Source organism: Cellulophaga sp. F20128 (assembly GCF_023015805.1).
GTDB lineage: Bacteria > Bacteroidota > Bacteroidia > Flavobacteriales > Flavobacteriaceae > Cellulophaga.
Genome location: NZ_JALKBA010000001.1, coordinates 353,493 through 368,893, shown reverse-complemented (window position 1 = coordinate 368,893; position 15,401 = coordinate 353,493). Strand labels below are relative to the sequence as shown.

Sequence of the window (15,401 nt, the reverse complement as noted above, 5' to 3'; positions counted from 1 at the left end):
AATACTTAGTTGTTGATATCTGACTTACCCCCCGTTTTTGTTAAAAGTTTTATGTGGTGTATTTCTATACCTTTGTCTATGGGTTTTAGCATATCGTACATATTTAATGCAACAATACTAGCGCCATGCATGGCTTCTACCTCTACCCCGGTCTTGTAGTTTGTTTTTACCGTAATCAGTATTGTTATTTCCAAGCCCTTTATTTCGTAAGCAATAGCCGTATATTCTATAGGTAATGGATGGCAATCTGGCAAAAGGTCTGGCGTTTTTTTAACGCCAAGGAGGCCTGCAGCCTTGCTCATTTCAAAAACATCGCCTTTAGGTACAGTTTTATTAATTATGGCATCTATAGTTGCTTGCGAGCTTACTTTTACAACAGCTTGCGCAACAGCAGTTCGTAATGTGATTGCTTTTTGTGTAATATCTACCATTGTTATTTATTTATTTTCCATTGATACGAACTGTCTTCAAATATTTCTTTTCCAAAAACAGGAACCTGCGTCTTAATTTCTTCCACTGCAAAGGTTAAGGCATCAAAAACAACTTGTCTATGTGGCGCAGATACAAATACAAACAAGCAAATTTCACCAATGGGCACAGTTCCTATACTATGGTAAATGTGCATGCATGTAAGATCAAACTTAGTAAAGGTAGCTTCTTTTATCTCATGAAATTTAAAGTTAGCCATCTCCTCGTAGGCTGTATATTCAATAGCTTTAACTATTTTATCTTCAAGAGTGTCTTTCCGTACTTGACCTAAGAAAATATTGTGTGCTCCAATTTGAGTTTTAGATTGGTGTTTTTGTATAGCATCTGCAATAAATTGAGACGATATAGCACCCTCTTTAAAAACATTTTTAATATTTTCTTTTTTCATATACTTTATTTGGTAGCCTCACCAACCCCGATGATTCGGGGGAACTTGGCTGGTTGTAGCCTCACCAAGAATCGAACTTGGATCTAAAGTTTAGGAAACTTCTATTCTATCCGTTGAACTATGAGGCTTTTATTTATCCGTTTAAGATAGTAAAAAGCCAAAATTAATTTTTTTTATCAATATTGGTAGCTGTTAATTCTTTTTTTGACAAGACTTAGGCGTGAAATAAAATTGTTTCCCTTGATTTGGGTTAGTTTTTTAAAACAAAAAGGACCTTTTAATTGTTAAATGTAACAACTAGTGATCTTTTTCTTATTTTTGTATGGGTGCTAAATGGTTTAGCATCAGGGACTAATTAATTATTAAAACAATGAAACTAACAAACAAATCTTTTCTAATATTAGGATTGGCTAGTACACTTGTAATTACTTCTTGTAAAGATGGTAAAAAAGTAGAAGCAGATCCTGAAATTGAAAAAATACCGGGTATTGTATTGGAAAATATGGATACCAATGTAAATCCAAAAGATGATTTTTATAATTATGTGAATGGTAGTTGGATGAAGAACACTGAAATCCCAGATGATAGGTCTAGCTGGGGTGGTTTTTTAGTTTTACGTAAAGCGACTGATAATGATGTTTTAGATATCATTGCCAAAGCACAAACTAGCGGAAATTATAGTGCGGATACGGACCAAGCCAAGGCGTTGGCAATCTTTGATACAAAACTAGATAGCGTTGCTCGGAATAAAGCGGGACTTGCTCCATTACAGCCTTCACTTGATGCCATTTCAGGTATTAAGAGTTTAACAGATTTACAAACTGTATTGGCTAAGAATCCAGCAGTATCATCGCCTTTTATTGGTATTGGTGCGGATGCGGATTTAAACAACTCTGCTATGAATGCCGTTTATTTAAGTGCATCTGGTTTGGGTCTTCCAGATCGTGATTATTACCTAGATCAAGATACCAAATCTAAAGAGATCAGAGAAGAATACAAGAAACACATTTCTCGTATGTTGCAAATGATAGGTGATAGTGAGGCTAGCGCAAATGAAGCTGCAGTTAAAATCTTAGCGATGGAAACTAAATTAGCAGAACCACGCCTAGATAAAGTAGAAAGCCGTGATGCAAGAAACTATAACAATCCAAGAACTATTGCAGAAACTGATGCAATGTTAAGTGCTGTGGACCTTACCAAGATGATTGCTGATTTAGGCATTACAAAAAAGTTTGATACAATTTTGGTAACACAACTTCGATATACTCATGCCTTGGATAAATTTTTAAAAGAAACTCCAATTGAAGATTTAAAAACACTGGTTAAGTGGGATACATTTAATAGTGCGGCGGGTAGACTTACAACAGCTACAGAAACTGCAAACTGGGAATTTTACAGCAAATACTTACGAGGAGATAAAAAACAACGCCCAGCAGATGAGCGCGCTTTGGCTACAGTAAACGGTACCGTTGGTGAAGCGTTAGGACAATTATATGTTGATGCTAAGTTTCCACCAGAAGCTAAGGTAAAAGCAGAAAAAATGATAGCCAATGTAATTGTTGCGTACAAAAACCGTATTAAAAATCTAGACTGGATGAGTGAAGACACTAAAGTTAAAGCCATAGAGAAACTAGATAAGTTTACCGTTAAAATAGCATATCCTGACAAGTGGGAAGATTATTCTAACATGGAAGTTTCAGCGGATAAATCTTATTTTGATAATATGACGGCTGTAAGCAGGTGGGGGCAAGACAAAAATTTTTCTGAAATAGGAGAGGCTGTAGATAGGTCTAAGTGGGGAATGTCTCCACAAACGGTAAATGCTTATTTTAATCCATTAAACAATGAAATTGTTTTTCCTGCCGCAATCTTACAACCTCCTTTTTATAATTATACGGCAGATGAAGCGGTAAATTATGGGGGTATTGGTGCTGTTATTGGACATGAAATATCGCACGCTTTTGATGATAGTGGTGCTCGTTTTGATGCTGATGGTAACTTAAAAAACTGGTGGACACCAGAAGATTTGACTGCTTTTACGGAAAGAGGAGATGCCTTGGCTGCCCAGTACAGTACTTTAGAAGTATTGGATAGCGTTTATGTAAATGGCAAGTTTACCTTGGGCGAGAATATTGGCGATTTAGGAGGTGTATTAGGCGCTTATGATGGATTGCAGTTGTACTTTAAAGAAAATGGCAGACCTGAGGATATCGATGGCTTAACGGCAGAACAACGTTTTTTTATGTCTTGGGCTACTATTTGGAGAACCAAGTCTAGGGATGAGGCTTTACGGACACAAATTAAAACAGATCCACATTCTCCAGGAATGATTAGGGCAGTACAACCTTTGTTAAATGTAGATTCATTTTACGAAGCTTTTGATATTACAGAGGGCGATAAAATGTATGTAGCTCCAGAAAATAGGGTTCGTATTTGGTAGTTAATACACAACTTTTTTACGAATTAATAGAGTATAGAAATCGTCTGAAAATCAATTTTCAGACGATTTTTTTTTGCTCAATTTTTTGAAAGTGGTGTCACATGACAAACTAATTAATAGCTACAAAAACATTTAAACTGTAATTTTAGTTAGTAAACTATAAAAATAGTTGTGTAACTATAAAATTAGTAGTACGTTTGTTTTCGTAAGTTTTTAGTTGCGCAAAAAATAGAATATGAAAAAATTAACCAACAAAGAAGAAGAGGTGTTAAAAATTTTATGGAAGCTTAAAAAAGCTTTTGTAAAAGATGTTTTGGCAGAGTTTGGGGATGATAAACCACATTACAACACCTTGTCTACCATTATAAGGCATTTGGAAGAGAAAGGCTATGTTAGTTATACGGCTTATGGCAATACGCATCAATACTATCCCATCATAGAAAAGGAAGCCTATAGAAATGGATTTATGAATAGAGCTATTGCAGACTTTTACAGCAACTCGTACAAAAATCTGGTATCTCACTTTGCCAATGAGGAAAAAATTAGTGTCGCAGAGTTAAAAGAGATTATCAACCATATAGAAAAAAACAACTAATGGAAGCTTTCATATACTTAGGTAAAAGCAGTTTGGTTCTTGCGTTATTTTACTGTTGTTTTCAACTTTTTTTAAGAAACGAGACCTTCTTTACAGCCAAACGTTGGTTTTTAATAGCAGGCATTGCAATTGCAATGATCTTTCCGTTTGTAATTTTAAAAAGAATAGTAGCCATTTCAACCCCTAGTTTTGATATCAATGCTTTTGTAAATGCGACAACAAATGCAGAAATAATTATAGAAAGTACAGATTGGTGGTTTGTGGGGGTTACCATTTATGCCGCTGGTGTTGCTTTCTTTTTAATCCGTTTTGGCATTCAATTACTCTCATTACGCAAGCTTATTAGTGAAGGAGAAATAGAAAAAAAAGATGGTTTTAAAATGGTAAGGGTATCGAAAGATACCAGCGCATTTTCATTTTTTAATTATGTTGTGTACAATCCAGAACTACATACACCCAAACAGCTAGCAACTATTATAGAACATGAAAAATTACATTCCATTCAAAAGCATTCTATAGATATGCTCTTGGCGCATTTGGTATGTATGCTGCAATGGGCAAATCCTTTGGCGTGGTTGTATAAGAAGACGCTTTCACAAAACCTAGAATTTTTGGCAGATGCAGCAACTACTACTAACCTCAATAACAAAAAGGAATATCAGTATTTGTTATTACATCAATCCAACCCAAACCAAGCATCTATATCATTTACAAATACATTTTTTAATTCAATCATCAAAAAACGAATCGTCATGTTAAACAAAAACAAATCAAAAAAACAAAGTTTACTTAAAATGGGGGTTGTGGTACCATTTTTAGCAATTGCATTATTTACTATAAATACTAAAACTATTGCGCAAGTACCAATGAGTGTGAATACCACAGCACCAATAGTTAAAACCTGGGGAGTGTCAACTGGAGTTAAAATAACTTCAAAATTTACGGATGAAGAGTTGAAAAGGGTAAGTAACGAAGCTAAAATCATAAAAATTGATTTAAAGTTTGAGAAAATAAGGAGGAATGCAAGTGGCGAAATAACAGCTATTTCATCTTCTTTTAAGTATGGTGAAACAAATTCAGGAAACTTTGACCTTTCTGGTATTAAACCAATAAAACCTTTTCAATTTGCCATAAAAATGACTGCAGATGGCAAGGAGGTTGAAGAAGTCGCGTTTAAGACTGGGGTAAATGCATCTCAGCCCCTTAACAGAATAACTGTTGAAGGTCATCCTATTAAAGGCAAGAAAAAACCATTGTTTTTTATAGATGGTAAGGAAATGGATGAATCTTTTGATGAAAATCAATTAAATCCTGAAAATATAGACAGTATATCTATATTAAAAGGAGAAAAGGCTGAAGATGTATATGGAGCTAAAGCAAAAAATGGTGTTGTAATGATTGCAACTAAAGGAAATCAACAAGATATAAATGCATATCAAGCTACGAATAAACTAACAGTAGTAGGCCAAAGTATTTATGGTGATAAAAAACCATTAATTGTCCTAGATGGTATAGAAATGGAAAGTTCTTATGATCTAGAATCTATAAATCCGGTTAATATTGAAAGTGTTTCCGTTTTAAAGGGAAAAAAGGCTAAAGATGCTTATGGAGCTAAGGGGAAGTACGGTGTTGTAGTTATCACATCTAATAATAGTGATGTACGTACCGACCAATCTAAAACCAAAACGATCACACATAGGATTGTTACCGATAAAAAACCACTAATTGTCCTAGACGGTAAAGAAATGGAAAGTTCATTTGATATGGAATCTATAGACCCGGATAACATAAAAAGTGTAAACGTATTAAAAGGAGAAAAGGCCACTGAAAAATATGGTAAAAAGGGCAAAGATGGTGTTGTAGAAATAACCACTAAAAAATAATTTTTACGGTACCAACCCATAAAAAAGGTAAACGAACCTCACCAACTTAATGAAGTAGTCTGTAGCTAAACTTAGGAGTAGTTAACAGATTACTTCATTTTATATACACCGTTTTCTTGTTTACAAAGGCTAAGATACCTTCCTGAGATAATTCCCTACCATAGCCAGAAGATTTTGTGCCTCCAAATGGTAATCTTGGGTCAGATTTCACCATTTCGTTTACAAAAAAAGCACCGTCTTCTATCTGGTCTATAGCCTCCCGAGCAGCATCTAAGTCTTCTGTAAATAGCATTGCTCCTAAACCAAACCTAGAATTATTGGCTAACTCCAAACTATGCTTTTTGTTTTTGGCTTTTACTATGGCTGCTACCGGCCCAAAGGTTTCTTCTTTAAAAACGGGCATTTCTTCTGTAACATCGGTAAGAATTGTAGGCGCATAGTTCGTCTTAGATAGTGTATTACCTAACACTACTGTTGCTCCTTTTTTTACAGAGTCGTCTACTTGTTTTTTTAACTCTTTGGCTAGGTCTGTACGAGCCATAGAAGCCATAAAAGTTTCTTCCTCTTGTGGATTGCCAATTTTTAAGGCTTCAACTTCTTTTTTAAATCGGTCTAAAAAGTCATCATAAATTCCTTCTTCTACAATAAACCTTTTAGCAGCAATGCAACTTTGACCGGTATTTTGAAACCGTGCTTGTACCATGGTAGGGATATGGGTTGCTAAATCCGCATCGTTCCAAACAATACAAGCATTGTTGCCTCCTAATTCCAATACAGCTTTTTTAAGATTTTTGCCCGCTATCGCCGCAATAGATTTACCTGCTTTTTCACTACCGGTAACACTAACTGCCTGTATAAAAGGATGTTCTAACACTGTTTCTGTGAGGCTATGATCTGCAATTATTGTTTGGAAACATCCTTTAGGATACCCGGCACTTTCAAAGAGATTTTGGATGGCTAAGGCACAACCTGTAACGTTAGTAGCGTGTTTTAGAATACCTATATTTCCTGCGGTAAGTGTTGGTATAGCAAATCTAAATACCTGCCAAAAAGGATAGTTCCAGGGCATTACAGCTAGAACACCTCCAATGGGATCATAACTAATAAAACTTTCTTGAGCTTCGGTGTCTATAATGGCATCGCTTAAAAAGTTATCTGCGTTTTTCGCATAAAAGTCGCACAACCAAACACATTTATCAATTTCGGCTCTACTTTGGGTTATGGGTTTACCCATTTCGGCAGTCATTAAAGTGGATAGGTCTTCTCTTTTGTCTACCAATTGTTCCGCCAGTTTTTTTAGTAGCGTGGTACGCTCTTTTATGCTTGTCTTTTTCCAGTTTGAAAATGCTTTTTCAGCTGTTTTTAATACATCCTCAATTTGCTCCTTGTTCTGCAGTTTGTAGGTTTGTATCGATTTTTCTGTGTAAGGATTTCTAGTTGTTATTGTGTTGTTCATCGTTGTGATATTTAAAAAGCACTCTATTTTTCTTGATCAAAAATAGCTTAGCGTAGTAGGTTTGTTTAATGCATACCATTAAATGATTAGCTGTATTAAAGTTATTCATCTTTCTTTTTAACTCCTTTACCGGTAAGCGTGTTTAACATCCCTTCCTTTACATTAAGCCAAAGGTAATTGAAAAATGATTTCGTAGGGTCTCTATCCACTTCAATGGCTCCATGGCGGTAGCCTTCATCATCAGTGGCTGATCCATCATTAATGAAAATGTTACCAATTTTGGTGAGTAATTTGTTTACTCCTAATCTATCTTTTTTTAAAATACGAAACTTAAAGTTATCATACTTCATCTTCATATTACCCGTAGATTTTATTCTGTTACCGCTGATGGTAAAATACATGGTATGCATATCTCCTTCGGCCTGGGCCCTTAGGTTGGATTTTAAAAAGGGATTTAAACTTACTATGTTTAAATTTTTAAAGTTACCCGATGCCGTAAATGAGTCGGACACATCAGAGGCATAAAAACTCCAATTTAAGTGTAATGGGGTTTTGTTCATAACCATAGTTTCTGCCTTAATACTAGTTTTCTCCTTGGCAAGAGGGGTGTTGTTTATTTGATCTATGGTGGCATTCAGTTTAGAAAAAAATAGTTTTTCTGGGTCAATGTTTGTTTCTAATCGCTCTTCATAGGAGACATAGCCATCTGTTAATTTAACTTCCGTAATGTTAATGTTTGCGGTAGCTGTTCTCAGTAATTGGCTGTATAAGGGTTTATAACTTAAATCATCTTTTACGCGTTTGTCTCTATATATTTCTATTCTGGGTGTATTGATTTTAATTTTAGGTGACTTAATAAAGAGTTGATCCTCAACAAAACCAATACGTAACTTTTTTACTGTAGTTTTAGGAATGGTAAGGTTTACTTGGTCTCTTTCTGTAAAGAGATTTTTGGTGAGTTCTTCTCTTGTATATTTAGACTTTAGATTAAAATCATATATAGCTAATTCTTCCTTGGTTGCTGTTATACTTCCAATTTTTAACTGTTCAAAACGCCCTAGGTCCAACAAGAGATTTTTGGTAGATAACTCATAATTGGCATAGGTGAATGGGATTTTATTTTTTATTGTTTCGGTAGTGATAACAATCTTCTTTAAACTAAGGTTCAATTTTTTTACACTAGCTAAATTTTGGGTAGTTGAATTTTTAATTTCGATTGTACCGTCTACAATTTTCAATTCTGAAATGTTGATGTTTTTTGGGAACGGTTTTGTTTGTTGTTCTTCGGAATTTGAGCGGGAGGTTTCTTTAGAGACTTCAAATTTTAATCTTGGTTTGTTCACTATTAATTGCTGTAAAGAGATGGTGTTATCTAGCAGTAGGTTAAAATACCCAATGTCTTTTACGGTGAGTTGATCCAGTTTTAATTCTGCTTGTTTGGCTAAAGAATCTCTGTTGAAGAATGCAACTTTAATACTGTCTACAACTAGGTTGCCAGAGGCAAGGTTAAGCCTTAAGTTGGTGTAGCTAATTTGGAGATGAGAAGGTGTTTTTTTGTCAATAAAGTTTTCTATTCGTTTTTTGACCACCCATTGTAGGGTTATAAAAAGAATAAAAAATACACTTACCGCAAGCGCTATTAGTTTTAGTGTTTTGTTTTTTCTTGCCATTTCATTTTAAAGGTCATTGGAGCGTAAAATACACCCCTAAATTTCCAATAAAAAGTTATGTTATAATGACACAAGCCAATAAATGTTTAACTGATATGCTAAATTAAAGTTTTATAGCAAAGCCATTGGCCTGTTCAATGGTGTAATAGGTATGATCTGGATTATCTCTATTTAATTTTAGTTTTCCTTTTACGGAGATTAGGTCGTCCATAAGAAAGGTAGGTTTGGCATCAAAATACAATTCTATAATAGTTTCTGGCCCTCCATTTCCACAAAAGAAACAAGATGCCATTGGGTTGTTGGAAAGCATATAGGTGTCTTTTTCACCTTCTAGAATTAGGAAGTAACCAATTATGGAAATTTCTTTACCTTCTAAGGCAATCATTTGTTTGGTATAGGTAGGTGTTAAAAACTCACCCAATTCTGCACCTCCTTCAGGTACATCGTAGGCAACCCCCAAAATCATATCATCCCAATCTAACAAGGCTTGCGATATGGCAACTTGAGTAAAGAGTATAAAAACTGATAATAATCCTAATTTTTTAAGCATAACACTATTTTTTTCAAAGATACTATTTCAATAATTGTTCCAGAACATTTGAAGGCATGACTACAGTACTTGTTTGTCCTTTTTTAATTGTTTTTTTAATTCCGGATACGGTACTTTTTGTACTGCAATATCTTGATCAATGGCTATGCAAGCTGCGGTGGCAGCAGACTGGCCTAAAATCATAAAAACAGGTTCCATTCGTATCGATCCAAATGCCATATGGGAAGCAGACAAGCAAACCGGAACCAACAAATTGGTACATTCTTTTTCATTGGGTACAATAGCTTTGTAGCTTATTGGGTAGGGTGGAAAGCCACCAACTTCTACATCCCCTTCGTTTTTTACAAAACCGTTTTGGTCTATATAACGTTGCGTATGATGAGAATCCATAGTGTAGGCACCCATTCCAATAGATTGGTCGGCAGAAATTGAATCTTGGGTACAATGGTGTTCTGTCATTACAAAATCACTAACCATCCTTCTCGCCTCTCTAATATATAATTGGGGTGTCCAATGTCCATTGGTGGTATATTCATCTTTTGGAAGCCCCCATTTTATATATTCTTCTCTAATTTCGGCTGGAACTCTAGGGTGGTTTCCAAGTGTCCATAATAATCCTTTTTGATAGACTTCATGGGCCTTAACAATGGCTTCCCTAGTTTTATAATCGCCGTCGGGATAGTCATAGTTTTTTCCAATATAGTCTGTGGAGAAAGGACCTTTGTTGTTGGAATCTGTTTTCCGATTCGGCATCATTGACATAATAAAAAACGGGCCTTTGTAGCCGGCTTCTATTGCTCTAAATAATAACTCGTACTCTAATTCTTTATAATCTTTTGGTTTATCAACTAAAATCTGGTTTTCTGGTACATCCGTAATGCACATTCTAAAGCAGAAGGCTTGTACTTTATCATCTCCAGTACCATCTTTTGCAATGGCGGCATTTACGTTGGGTAGTAAGCCGCTATTAGCATCTCCTTTAACAATATAAGGATCCACACCGTCAGGAAATTGATGGTAATAACCCAAGGCTGTTTGTACCCCGCTTAATGTTTCGTTGTACTTAGAATTGGGTTCCCGGCCTATGGTATAACTGATATTACTTTTTGCCAATAAATCACCTTCATAGGTAGCATCAATAAAAATTTTGCCATAGTACTTATTGCCAGATTCCATTTCAATGGAAATGATTTTTCCGTTTTCTTTGTTTGCATTTTTTGATAGATCTAAACGTTCATTATAAACAACGTCTATGTTGTATTCTTTAACCATATCTGCAAATACTTCTTTTGCTACTTTGGGTTCAAAAGTCCACATAGAAGTTGCGGTATCATTCTTAATATAGGCTTCCCTTTTTTCAAATTTCCAGGCCTTAGGATTCGCATATTTTTGTGCAATACGTTCGTAAAATTCTCGAGAAATACCTCCAATAGCTTGTTTGTTTCCAATATCAGTAGCCCCCAAACCTCCGGTAGAAAGTCCGCCAATTGTAGCGCTTGGCTCTATTACTATGGCAGTTTTGCCCATTTTAGTGGCTTGGATGGCTGCAACGATACCGGAAGATGTTCCGCCATAAATTACAAGGTCGTATGTAGGCGTTGCAGGTTGCTCAGAACAGGATGCCATACCTATACAAAATAGGGGAAGTAGGTACTTAAACAATAGGATTCTTCTTTTCATAATGCTCTTTATTTTTCTGTGGATAATATTTTAGAAACGTTTAATTTAAAAACAGATAGCGAAGCTAAAATAGAAGCCAAAGCGGTAATAGCCAAAGTTGCAACTAACAATATTGCTTCCCATGTAGTGGGTAGACCTAAACTTAGGGAATACCCATAGCTATCTTGAGCATAAGCGGCAATTACCCATAATCCTATTCTACCTATAAGCCATCCAAAAATAAAGCCTATAAGCCCTAAAAACAAGCCTTCTAATAGAACGAGCCATAGTAGCTGACCAGAAGTTGCACCATAGGTGCGCAATAGGGCCAACTCTTGCCTACGTTCGCGGATAGCCTTTAAAAGACTAATAAAAATACTTAAACCTGAGACCAGAAGAATGGCAATTGCAATAAGTTGAATGGTTTGTACTCCAACACCCAATAAGCGAACCAAACGGTTAATCTCTAAGGAAGGCAAGGCAGCTTGCATGTTGGTTTTGTCATTAATATACCGTGGCAACTGTACCATTGCCATTGGATTTCTAAATTGAATTAGTAGTGAGGTTATTTCTAAATCTTCGTGCTTGTGTTCTTCTTCCGCATGTCCATGAACATCCCAAATGCTTTCTAAATTGGTGACTATTAAATTGTCTACTACACTCCCCGTAGATTCCAAAACACCCACCACAACAAACGGATGTCCGTGGTGTTCTTGTAAACTTTGATCTGCTAATCCGTGTGAACTTAAAAAGGTGTCGCCTAGCTTTAATTTTAGTTTTTTGGCTGAAGTACTCCCTAGAACTACTTCATGAGATTTAGAAAAAAACCGACCCATTTTTAAATTGGCGTGATACATCGCAAAATACGTACTGTCCGTGCCTAAAATACGAACCCCTTTGTAGTTGTCACCATAAGATACAGGAATTGCCGTTTTTATAAGTCGACTTTTTTTGAGTTTTTCAGCTTCTATTAATTTAATATTTCCGGTAGGGGCATCGATATGTAAAACGGAAGAAAGCACCAATTGTAATGGACTTCCCTTTGCACCAACTACCAAATCTACAGGTTTTATATTTTTATCTAAGTTGCCTTTTACTTGCTCGCTTAGTTGCAGCATAAAGGTTACAAGTGCTACACTTAAAACTAACAATAGCAAACTTAGCAAAGCATTTAAAGGCTTTGACACTAAATTTTTAAAACTGAGTTTTACAAGATTCATAACTGTAAATGGTTTTTGAACATTGTTTTTACTCGTTGATCATGTGTAATTATAAGTAAGTTCGCTTTGCTGAGACTAGCTTCTTCTTTCAAAAGTTCAATTACTTTTTCACAATTCTCATCATCCAGGCTAGCGGTTGGTTCATCGGCAAAAATTACCTTAGGTTTGTTTATGAGCGCTATGGCAATAGACAAACGCTGACGTTGTCCTTCACTTAGGGCGGTAACCTTTTTGTCTAATTGATCTAGAATTCCTAATCTAGCTGCTAGCTCTCGAATTCTTTTAATGTCTTTTTTCTTGTCGGGAAAATAGAGTCGCAATGCTAAATTTTCGCTGACAGAAAGTGAACTAATAAAATAATCATTCTGGAAAATAATTCCCATTTTCCTTCCTCTAAAAGCGTCTAGTTGTTTTCTAGATAAGCTGGGCAATTCTGTAGCGTCTATGGTAATGTTTCCCGAGCTCACTGGCAGTAGACCAGATAACAAATGCAATAATGTAGTCTTGCCAACCCCGGAGGCTCCTAAAATTAAAAGATGCTCCCCTTCTGCCAAGGAAATGTCCGGAAAATGAAATTCGGAATCGGGCGTGTATGAAAACTGAAGTTTGGTAGTCTTAATCATAATCTTAATAAACAAATATACCAATAGAAGTGTATCGTTTTCTGATTTAAGAATAAATTATGATTTGTAAGTGGAACTAGTATTTATTCTCTCCTGAAATCCACAACAAGGTTTGGATGTTCTTTTTTAAATTGAAGGACAGTAGCTTCTGTGATATTGGTTTGCCACAAATATACTTTTTTAAGTGTTTTAAGTTTTGAGAGTAGTGGGAATACTTGGTCTGTTACCCCAGTGTTGTATAAATTAAGAACCTCTAGATGTTCTAGAGCCGTCAAATGTTCTAAACCTTTGTCTGTAATGTTAGTATTGCTGAGGTCTAAGCGGATAAGGTTGTTTAATGCACCAATTTTTTCAAGCTGAGTATCCGTTATATTGCTGTTGCTTAGGTTTAACCAAAGCAATTGTTCTTTAAGTTGAAGCAATAAGATTAGATCGTTAGGCAGTAGGCTTTGTTCACTTAAACTTAAATTAAGATCTAAAAAGTTGTTGTCGTTCATGAGACGGTTAATCACAAAACCGCGTTTGGCTAGGGTATCTATAACTTTGCCTTTTGGAGGGGCTACCTGTTGCGAGTACAACTGATTTTTTTTGTTTAGGCCTAAATAATTTTCAGCCAGCGTACGTGTTTTTTTGTCGGGGTTTAAGGCAGTAAAGTATCCAGTATCGGGTGCACCATTGCTAATCCACCATTCAATAAGGTTAACTTCTTGAGTTGTAAGAGGTCTTTTGCCCTCTGACGGCATAAAGTCTTCGTGGTTTTCTGGCAGTGTTATTCTGTGCAATAATTCACTTTTTAGGGGTTTTCCAGGAACAATGGCTGCGCCATTTTCACCACCTTTTAACATATTGACATAGGAGTTTAGCTTTAATCCACCTTTCCTTTTGCCATCATTATGGCAACTTATGCAGGTACTGTTCATCATGGGCATAACGATATCTAGAAAAACATCAGCAGAATCTAAAACAACAACTTTTTTACGTGCTTCAACCTTGTCTGGCAATCCAGCTAAATTTCTAACTGTATTTGGGGCGTATTCTAGCAAGTAGGTTGAGCCATGTGTTAGATTTCCTCCTAAATGTCCGGTAATGCCGATAGAAATGGCTACGATAATTGTAAATGCCCATTTGGAGTAGGTAAAGGTGGTTTTGCCTTGTTTGGTACTATAATAGCAGCCAATAATAAATAGTAATACCCCTACACCCATCCATTTGTGCCAAAAAAGGGTGTCTGGGTCGTAATCGCCAGAAAGGGATAAAAAATAACCGAATAGCACTGCAAAAAAGGTGCTTGCTATCCCGAGGAGCCAGATGTATGAAACAAAAGGTTCAAGAGGTTTAAACTTTGGTTTTTGGGATGCAAATTGGGCGATGACAGCCATAAAAATAAACCCAATAGGTAAATGTACCACAAGTGGGTGTAGTCTACCTAAAAAGAGAATAAAGTCCGATGGGTTCTCTAAAAACCCAATAGTAAATACAATCAATGAGCTGTTATTTTAAGGGCGACCCTTTAATTTTTTTACCGTTTGTAGTCAATACTTGAAAATGATGTGCATTGTGGCCAGAATAACTCCATAGCATTTCTTTATTTGGGTTGACTTCAATAATTTTTAAACCGCCTTTGGCGCCATAACTTGTAATTACGGTATTACCGTTTGGTAATCTTTGTGCACCACAGGGATCTGCCAATGGATTTCCCTCTAAGTCTGCATTGGTAAGTTTCCATACCACCTTTCCTTCAGTATCTAATTCTACCACTTTATTGCCGTGTGTAAGTGTAACTACGGTGTTTCCATTTTTTAGTCGTATTGCTGTAAAAGGCCAGTTTTCTGCAGCTCTGCCGCCAAGGGCATCTGCGTCTGTTTTAAAAGTTTTAATGACGTCTCCATTTGGCGTATATTCTTTAACCGCAAACGCCAATAAATGGGGTGCTAAATAATTGCCATTTTTAAGTTTTCTGGCCATACGAGTTTGCATGTGTACATTGTCGGTATCTGGCTGTAAAGGTATGGATTTTACAACTACACCTTTTTTGTTTACTTCAATAATACGGGGACTTTTACCAGATTCCGTAATCATAGTATTACCATTTTTTAAGCGAACGGCGGTACCTAATTCCATAGACTTTTCAGCTCTTGTATAGGTAAATATTACTTCTTTTTTCTTGTTGTATTCCCGTACCTCATCGCCCCAACAAATTAGTATATTTCCATTTTTAAGTACGTAGCCGTCTCTAGCACTTGCTTTTTTAGAATCCCAAACTACTTCATTATTTTCGCCTAAAATTCCGGTAAATTGTGGGCCTGCAATAAAGAGGGAGTGTTTTATTTCTGCTTGGGTCCACGCTTGTTGGCCCATAATAAAAAGTGGTGCTAACAACCACATTATAAATACAGTTTGTTGTATTGTTTTTTTCATTTTTTTTTCA

The 15,401-nt window shown here is 35.9% G+C and carries 13 protein-coding genes and 1 tRNA gene; 3 read left to right on the top strand and 11 right to left on the bottom strand.

Features of this window, described 5'->3' with window-relative positions; all coding sequences use genetic code 11:
• Positions 1–5: 5 nt before the first annotated feature.
• The 3 genes from MWU65_RS01565 to MWU65_RS01555 all read right to left on the bottom strand — a co-directional run bounded on the left by MWU65_RS01565 (position 6) and on the right by MWU65_RS01555 (position 1,005).
• Entirely contained in the window at positions 6–431 is a 426-nt protein-coding gene (locus tag MWU65_RS01565) for a cyclic pyranopterin monophosphate synthase MoaC (protein WP_247075178.1), read from the bottom strand.
• Positions 432–433: 2 nt separating this feature from the next.
• Positions 434–877 carry a molybdenum cofactor biosynthesis protein MoaE gene (locus tag MWU65_RS01560; RefSeq protein WP_247075177.1) on the bottom strand — a complete coding sequence of 148 codons (444 nt, stop codon included), beginning with the start codon at positions 875–877 and terminating at the stop codon, positions 434–436.
• A gap of 56 nt (positions 878–933) precedes the next feature.
• Positions 934–1,005, bottom strand: a tRNA-Arg gene (locus MWU65_RS01555).
• A 242-nt stretch (positions 1,006–1,247) separates the two neighbouring features.
• Between MWU65_RS01555 and MWU65_RS01550 the strand changes: the two genes are divergently transcribed.
• The 3 genes from MWU65_RS01550 (at position 1,248) to MWU65_RS01540 (ending at position 5,795) form a co-directional block, all read left to right on the top strand.
• Positions 1,248–3,317 carry a M13 family metallopeptidase gene (locus MWU65_RS01550; protein ID WP_247075176.1) on the top strand — a complete coding sequence of 690 codons (2,070 nt, stop codon included), beginning with the start codon at positions 1,248–1,250 and terminating at the stop codon, positions 3,315–3,317.
• Positions 3,318–3,552: 235 nt separating this feature from the next.
• A complete protein-coding gene (locus tag MWU65_RS01545; protein WP_247075175.1) occupies positions 3,553–3,912 on the top strand; it encodes a BlaI/MecI/CopY family transcriptional regulator in 360 nt (119 codons plus the stop codon).
• Entirely contained in the window at positions 3,912–5,795 is a 1,884-nt protein-coding gene (locus tag MWU65_RS01540; RefSeq protein WP_247075173.1) for a M56 family metallopeptidase, read from the top strand. Before MWU65_RS01545 ends, MWU65_RS01540 begins: the two co-directional genes overlap by 1 nt.
• A gap of 94 nt (positions 5,796–5,889) precedes the next feature.
• On the opposite strand, the gene MWU65_RS01535 is transcribed toward MWU65_RS01540, so the two are convergent.
• From MWU65_RS01535 to MWU65_RS01500, 8 genes are all read right to left on the bottom strand, one after another.
• Positions 5,890–7,251, bottom strand: coding sequence for an NAD-dependent succinate-semialdehyde dehydrogenase (locus MWU65_RS01535; protein WP_247075171.1), 1,362 nt, complete (start codon positions 7,249–7,251; stop codon positions 5,890–5,892).
• A gap of 101 nt (positions 7,252–7,352) precedes the next feature.
• Positions 7,353–8,921, bottom strand: coding sequence for a hypothetical protein (locus MWU65_RS01530; protein ID WP_247075170.1), 1,569 nt, complete (start codon positions 8,919–8,921; stop codon positions 7,353–7,355).
• A gap of 103 nt (positions 8,922–9,024) precedes the next feature.
• On the bottom strand, positions 9,025–9,471 hold the full coding sequence (locus MWU65_RS01525) for a hypothetical protein (protein ID WP_247075168.1): 447 nt from the start codon (positions 9,469–9,471) through the stop codon (positions 9,025–9,027).
• Positions 9,472–9,531: 60 nt separating this feature from the next.
• Positions 9,532–11,151, bottom strand: coding sequence for an FAD-dependent oxidoreductase (locus MWU65_RS01520; protein WP_247075166.1), 1,620 nt, complete (start codon positions 11,149–11,151; stop codon positions 9,532–9,534).
• 8 nt (positions 11,152–11,159) lie between these two features.
• Positions 11,160–12,350: an FtsX-like permease family protein gene (locus MWU65_RS01515; RefSeq protein ID WP_247075165.1), complete on the bottom strand. Its 1,191-nt coding sequence runs from the start codon at positions 12,348–12,350 to the stop codon at positions 11,160–11,162.
• Positions 12,347–12,973: an ATP-binding cassette domain-containing protein gene (locus tag MWU65_RS01510; protein WP_247075164.1), complete on the bottom strand. Its 627-nt coding sequence runs from the start codon at positions 12,971–12,973 to the stop codon at positions 12,347–12,349. Before MWU65_RS01510 ends, MWU65_RS01515 begins: the two co-directional genes overlap by 4 nt.
• An 83-nt stretch (positions 12,974–13,056) precedes the next feature.
• Positions 13,057–14,457 (bottom strand): c-type cytochrome domain-containing protein, encoded by a 1,401-nt coding sequence (locus MWU65_RS01505; RefSeq protein ID WP_247075163.1) that lies wholly within the window; start codon positions 14,455–14,457, stop codon positions 13,057–13,059.
• A 7-nt stretch (positions 14,458–14,464) separates the two neighbouring features.
• The gene (locus MWU65_RS01500; RefSeq protein ID WP_247075162.1) at positions 14,465–15,391 is read right to left on the bottom strand and encodes a hypothetical protein; all 927 of its coding nucleotides are present in this window, start codon (positions 15,389–15,391) and stop codon (positions 14,465–14,467) included.
• Positions 15,392–15,401 lie beyond the last annotated feature (10 nt).

What these genes read in the sequence shown, in the direction of transcription:
- MWU65_RS01565 (WP_247075178.1), bottom strand. Translation starts at nt 431, where the DNA reads ATGGTAGATATTACACAAAAAGCAATCACATTACGAACTGCTGTTGCG.
- MWU65_RS01560 (WP_247075177.1), bottom strand. Translation starts at nt 877, where the DNA reads ATGAAAAAAGAAAATATTAAAAATGTTTTTAAAGAGGGTGCTATATCG.
- MWU65_RS01550 (WP_247075176.1), top strand. Translation starts at nt 1,248, where the DNA reads ATGAAACTAACAAACAAATCTTTTCTAATATTAGGATTGGCTAGTACA.
- MWU65_RS01545 (WP_247075175.1), top strand. Translation starts at nt 3,553, where the DNA reads ATGAAAAAATTAACCAACAAAGAAGAAGAGGTGTTAAAAATTTTATGG.
- MWU65_RS01540 (WP_247075173.1), top strand. Translation starts at nt 3,912, where the DNA reads ATGGAAGCTTTCATATACTTAGGTAAAAGCAGTTTGGTTCTTGCGTTA.
- MWU65_RS01535 (WP_247075171.1), bottom strand. Translation starts at nt 7,251, where the DNA reads ATGAACAACACAATAACAACTAGAAATCCTTACACAGAAAAATCGATA.
- MWU65_RS01530 (WP_247075170.1), bottom strand. Translation starts at nt 8,921, where the DNA reads ATGGCAAGAAAAAACAAAACACTAAAACTAATAGCGCTTGCGGTAAGT.
- MWU65_RS01525 (WP_247075168.1), bottom strand. Translation starts at nt 9,471, where the DNA reads ATGCTTAAAAAATTAGGATTATTATCAGTTTTTATACTCTTTACTCAA.
- MWU65_RS01520 (WP_247075166.1), bottom strand. Translation starts at nt 11,151, where the DNA reads ATGAAAAGAAGAATCCTATTGTTTAAGTACCTACTTCCCCTATTTTGT.
- MWU65_RS01515 (WP_247075165.1), bottom strand. Translation starts at nt 12,350, where the DNA reads ATGAATCTTGTAAAACTCAGTTTTAAAAATTTAGTGTCAAAGCCTTTA.
- MWU65_RS01510 (WP_247075164.1), bottom strand. Translation starts at nt 12,973, where the DNA reads ATGATTAAGACTACCAAACTTCAGTTTTCATACACGCCCGATTCCGAA.
- MWU65_RS01500 (WP_247075162.1), bottom strand. Translation starts at nt 15,391, where the DNA reads ATGAAAAAAACAATACAACAAACTGTATTTATAATGTGGTTGTTAGCA.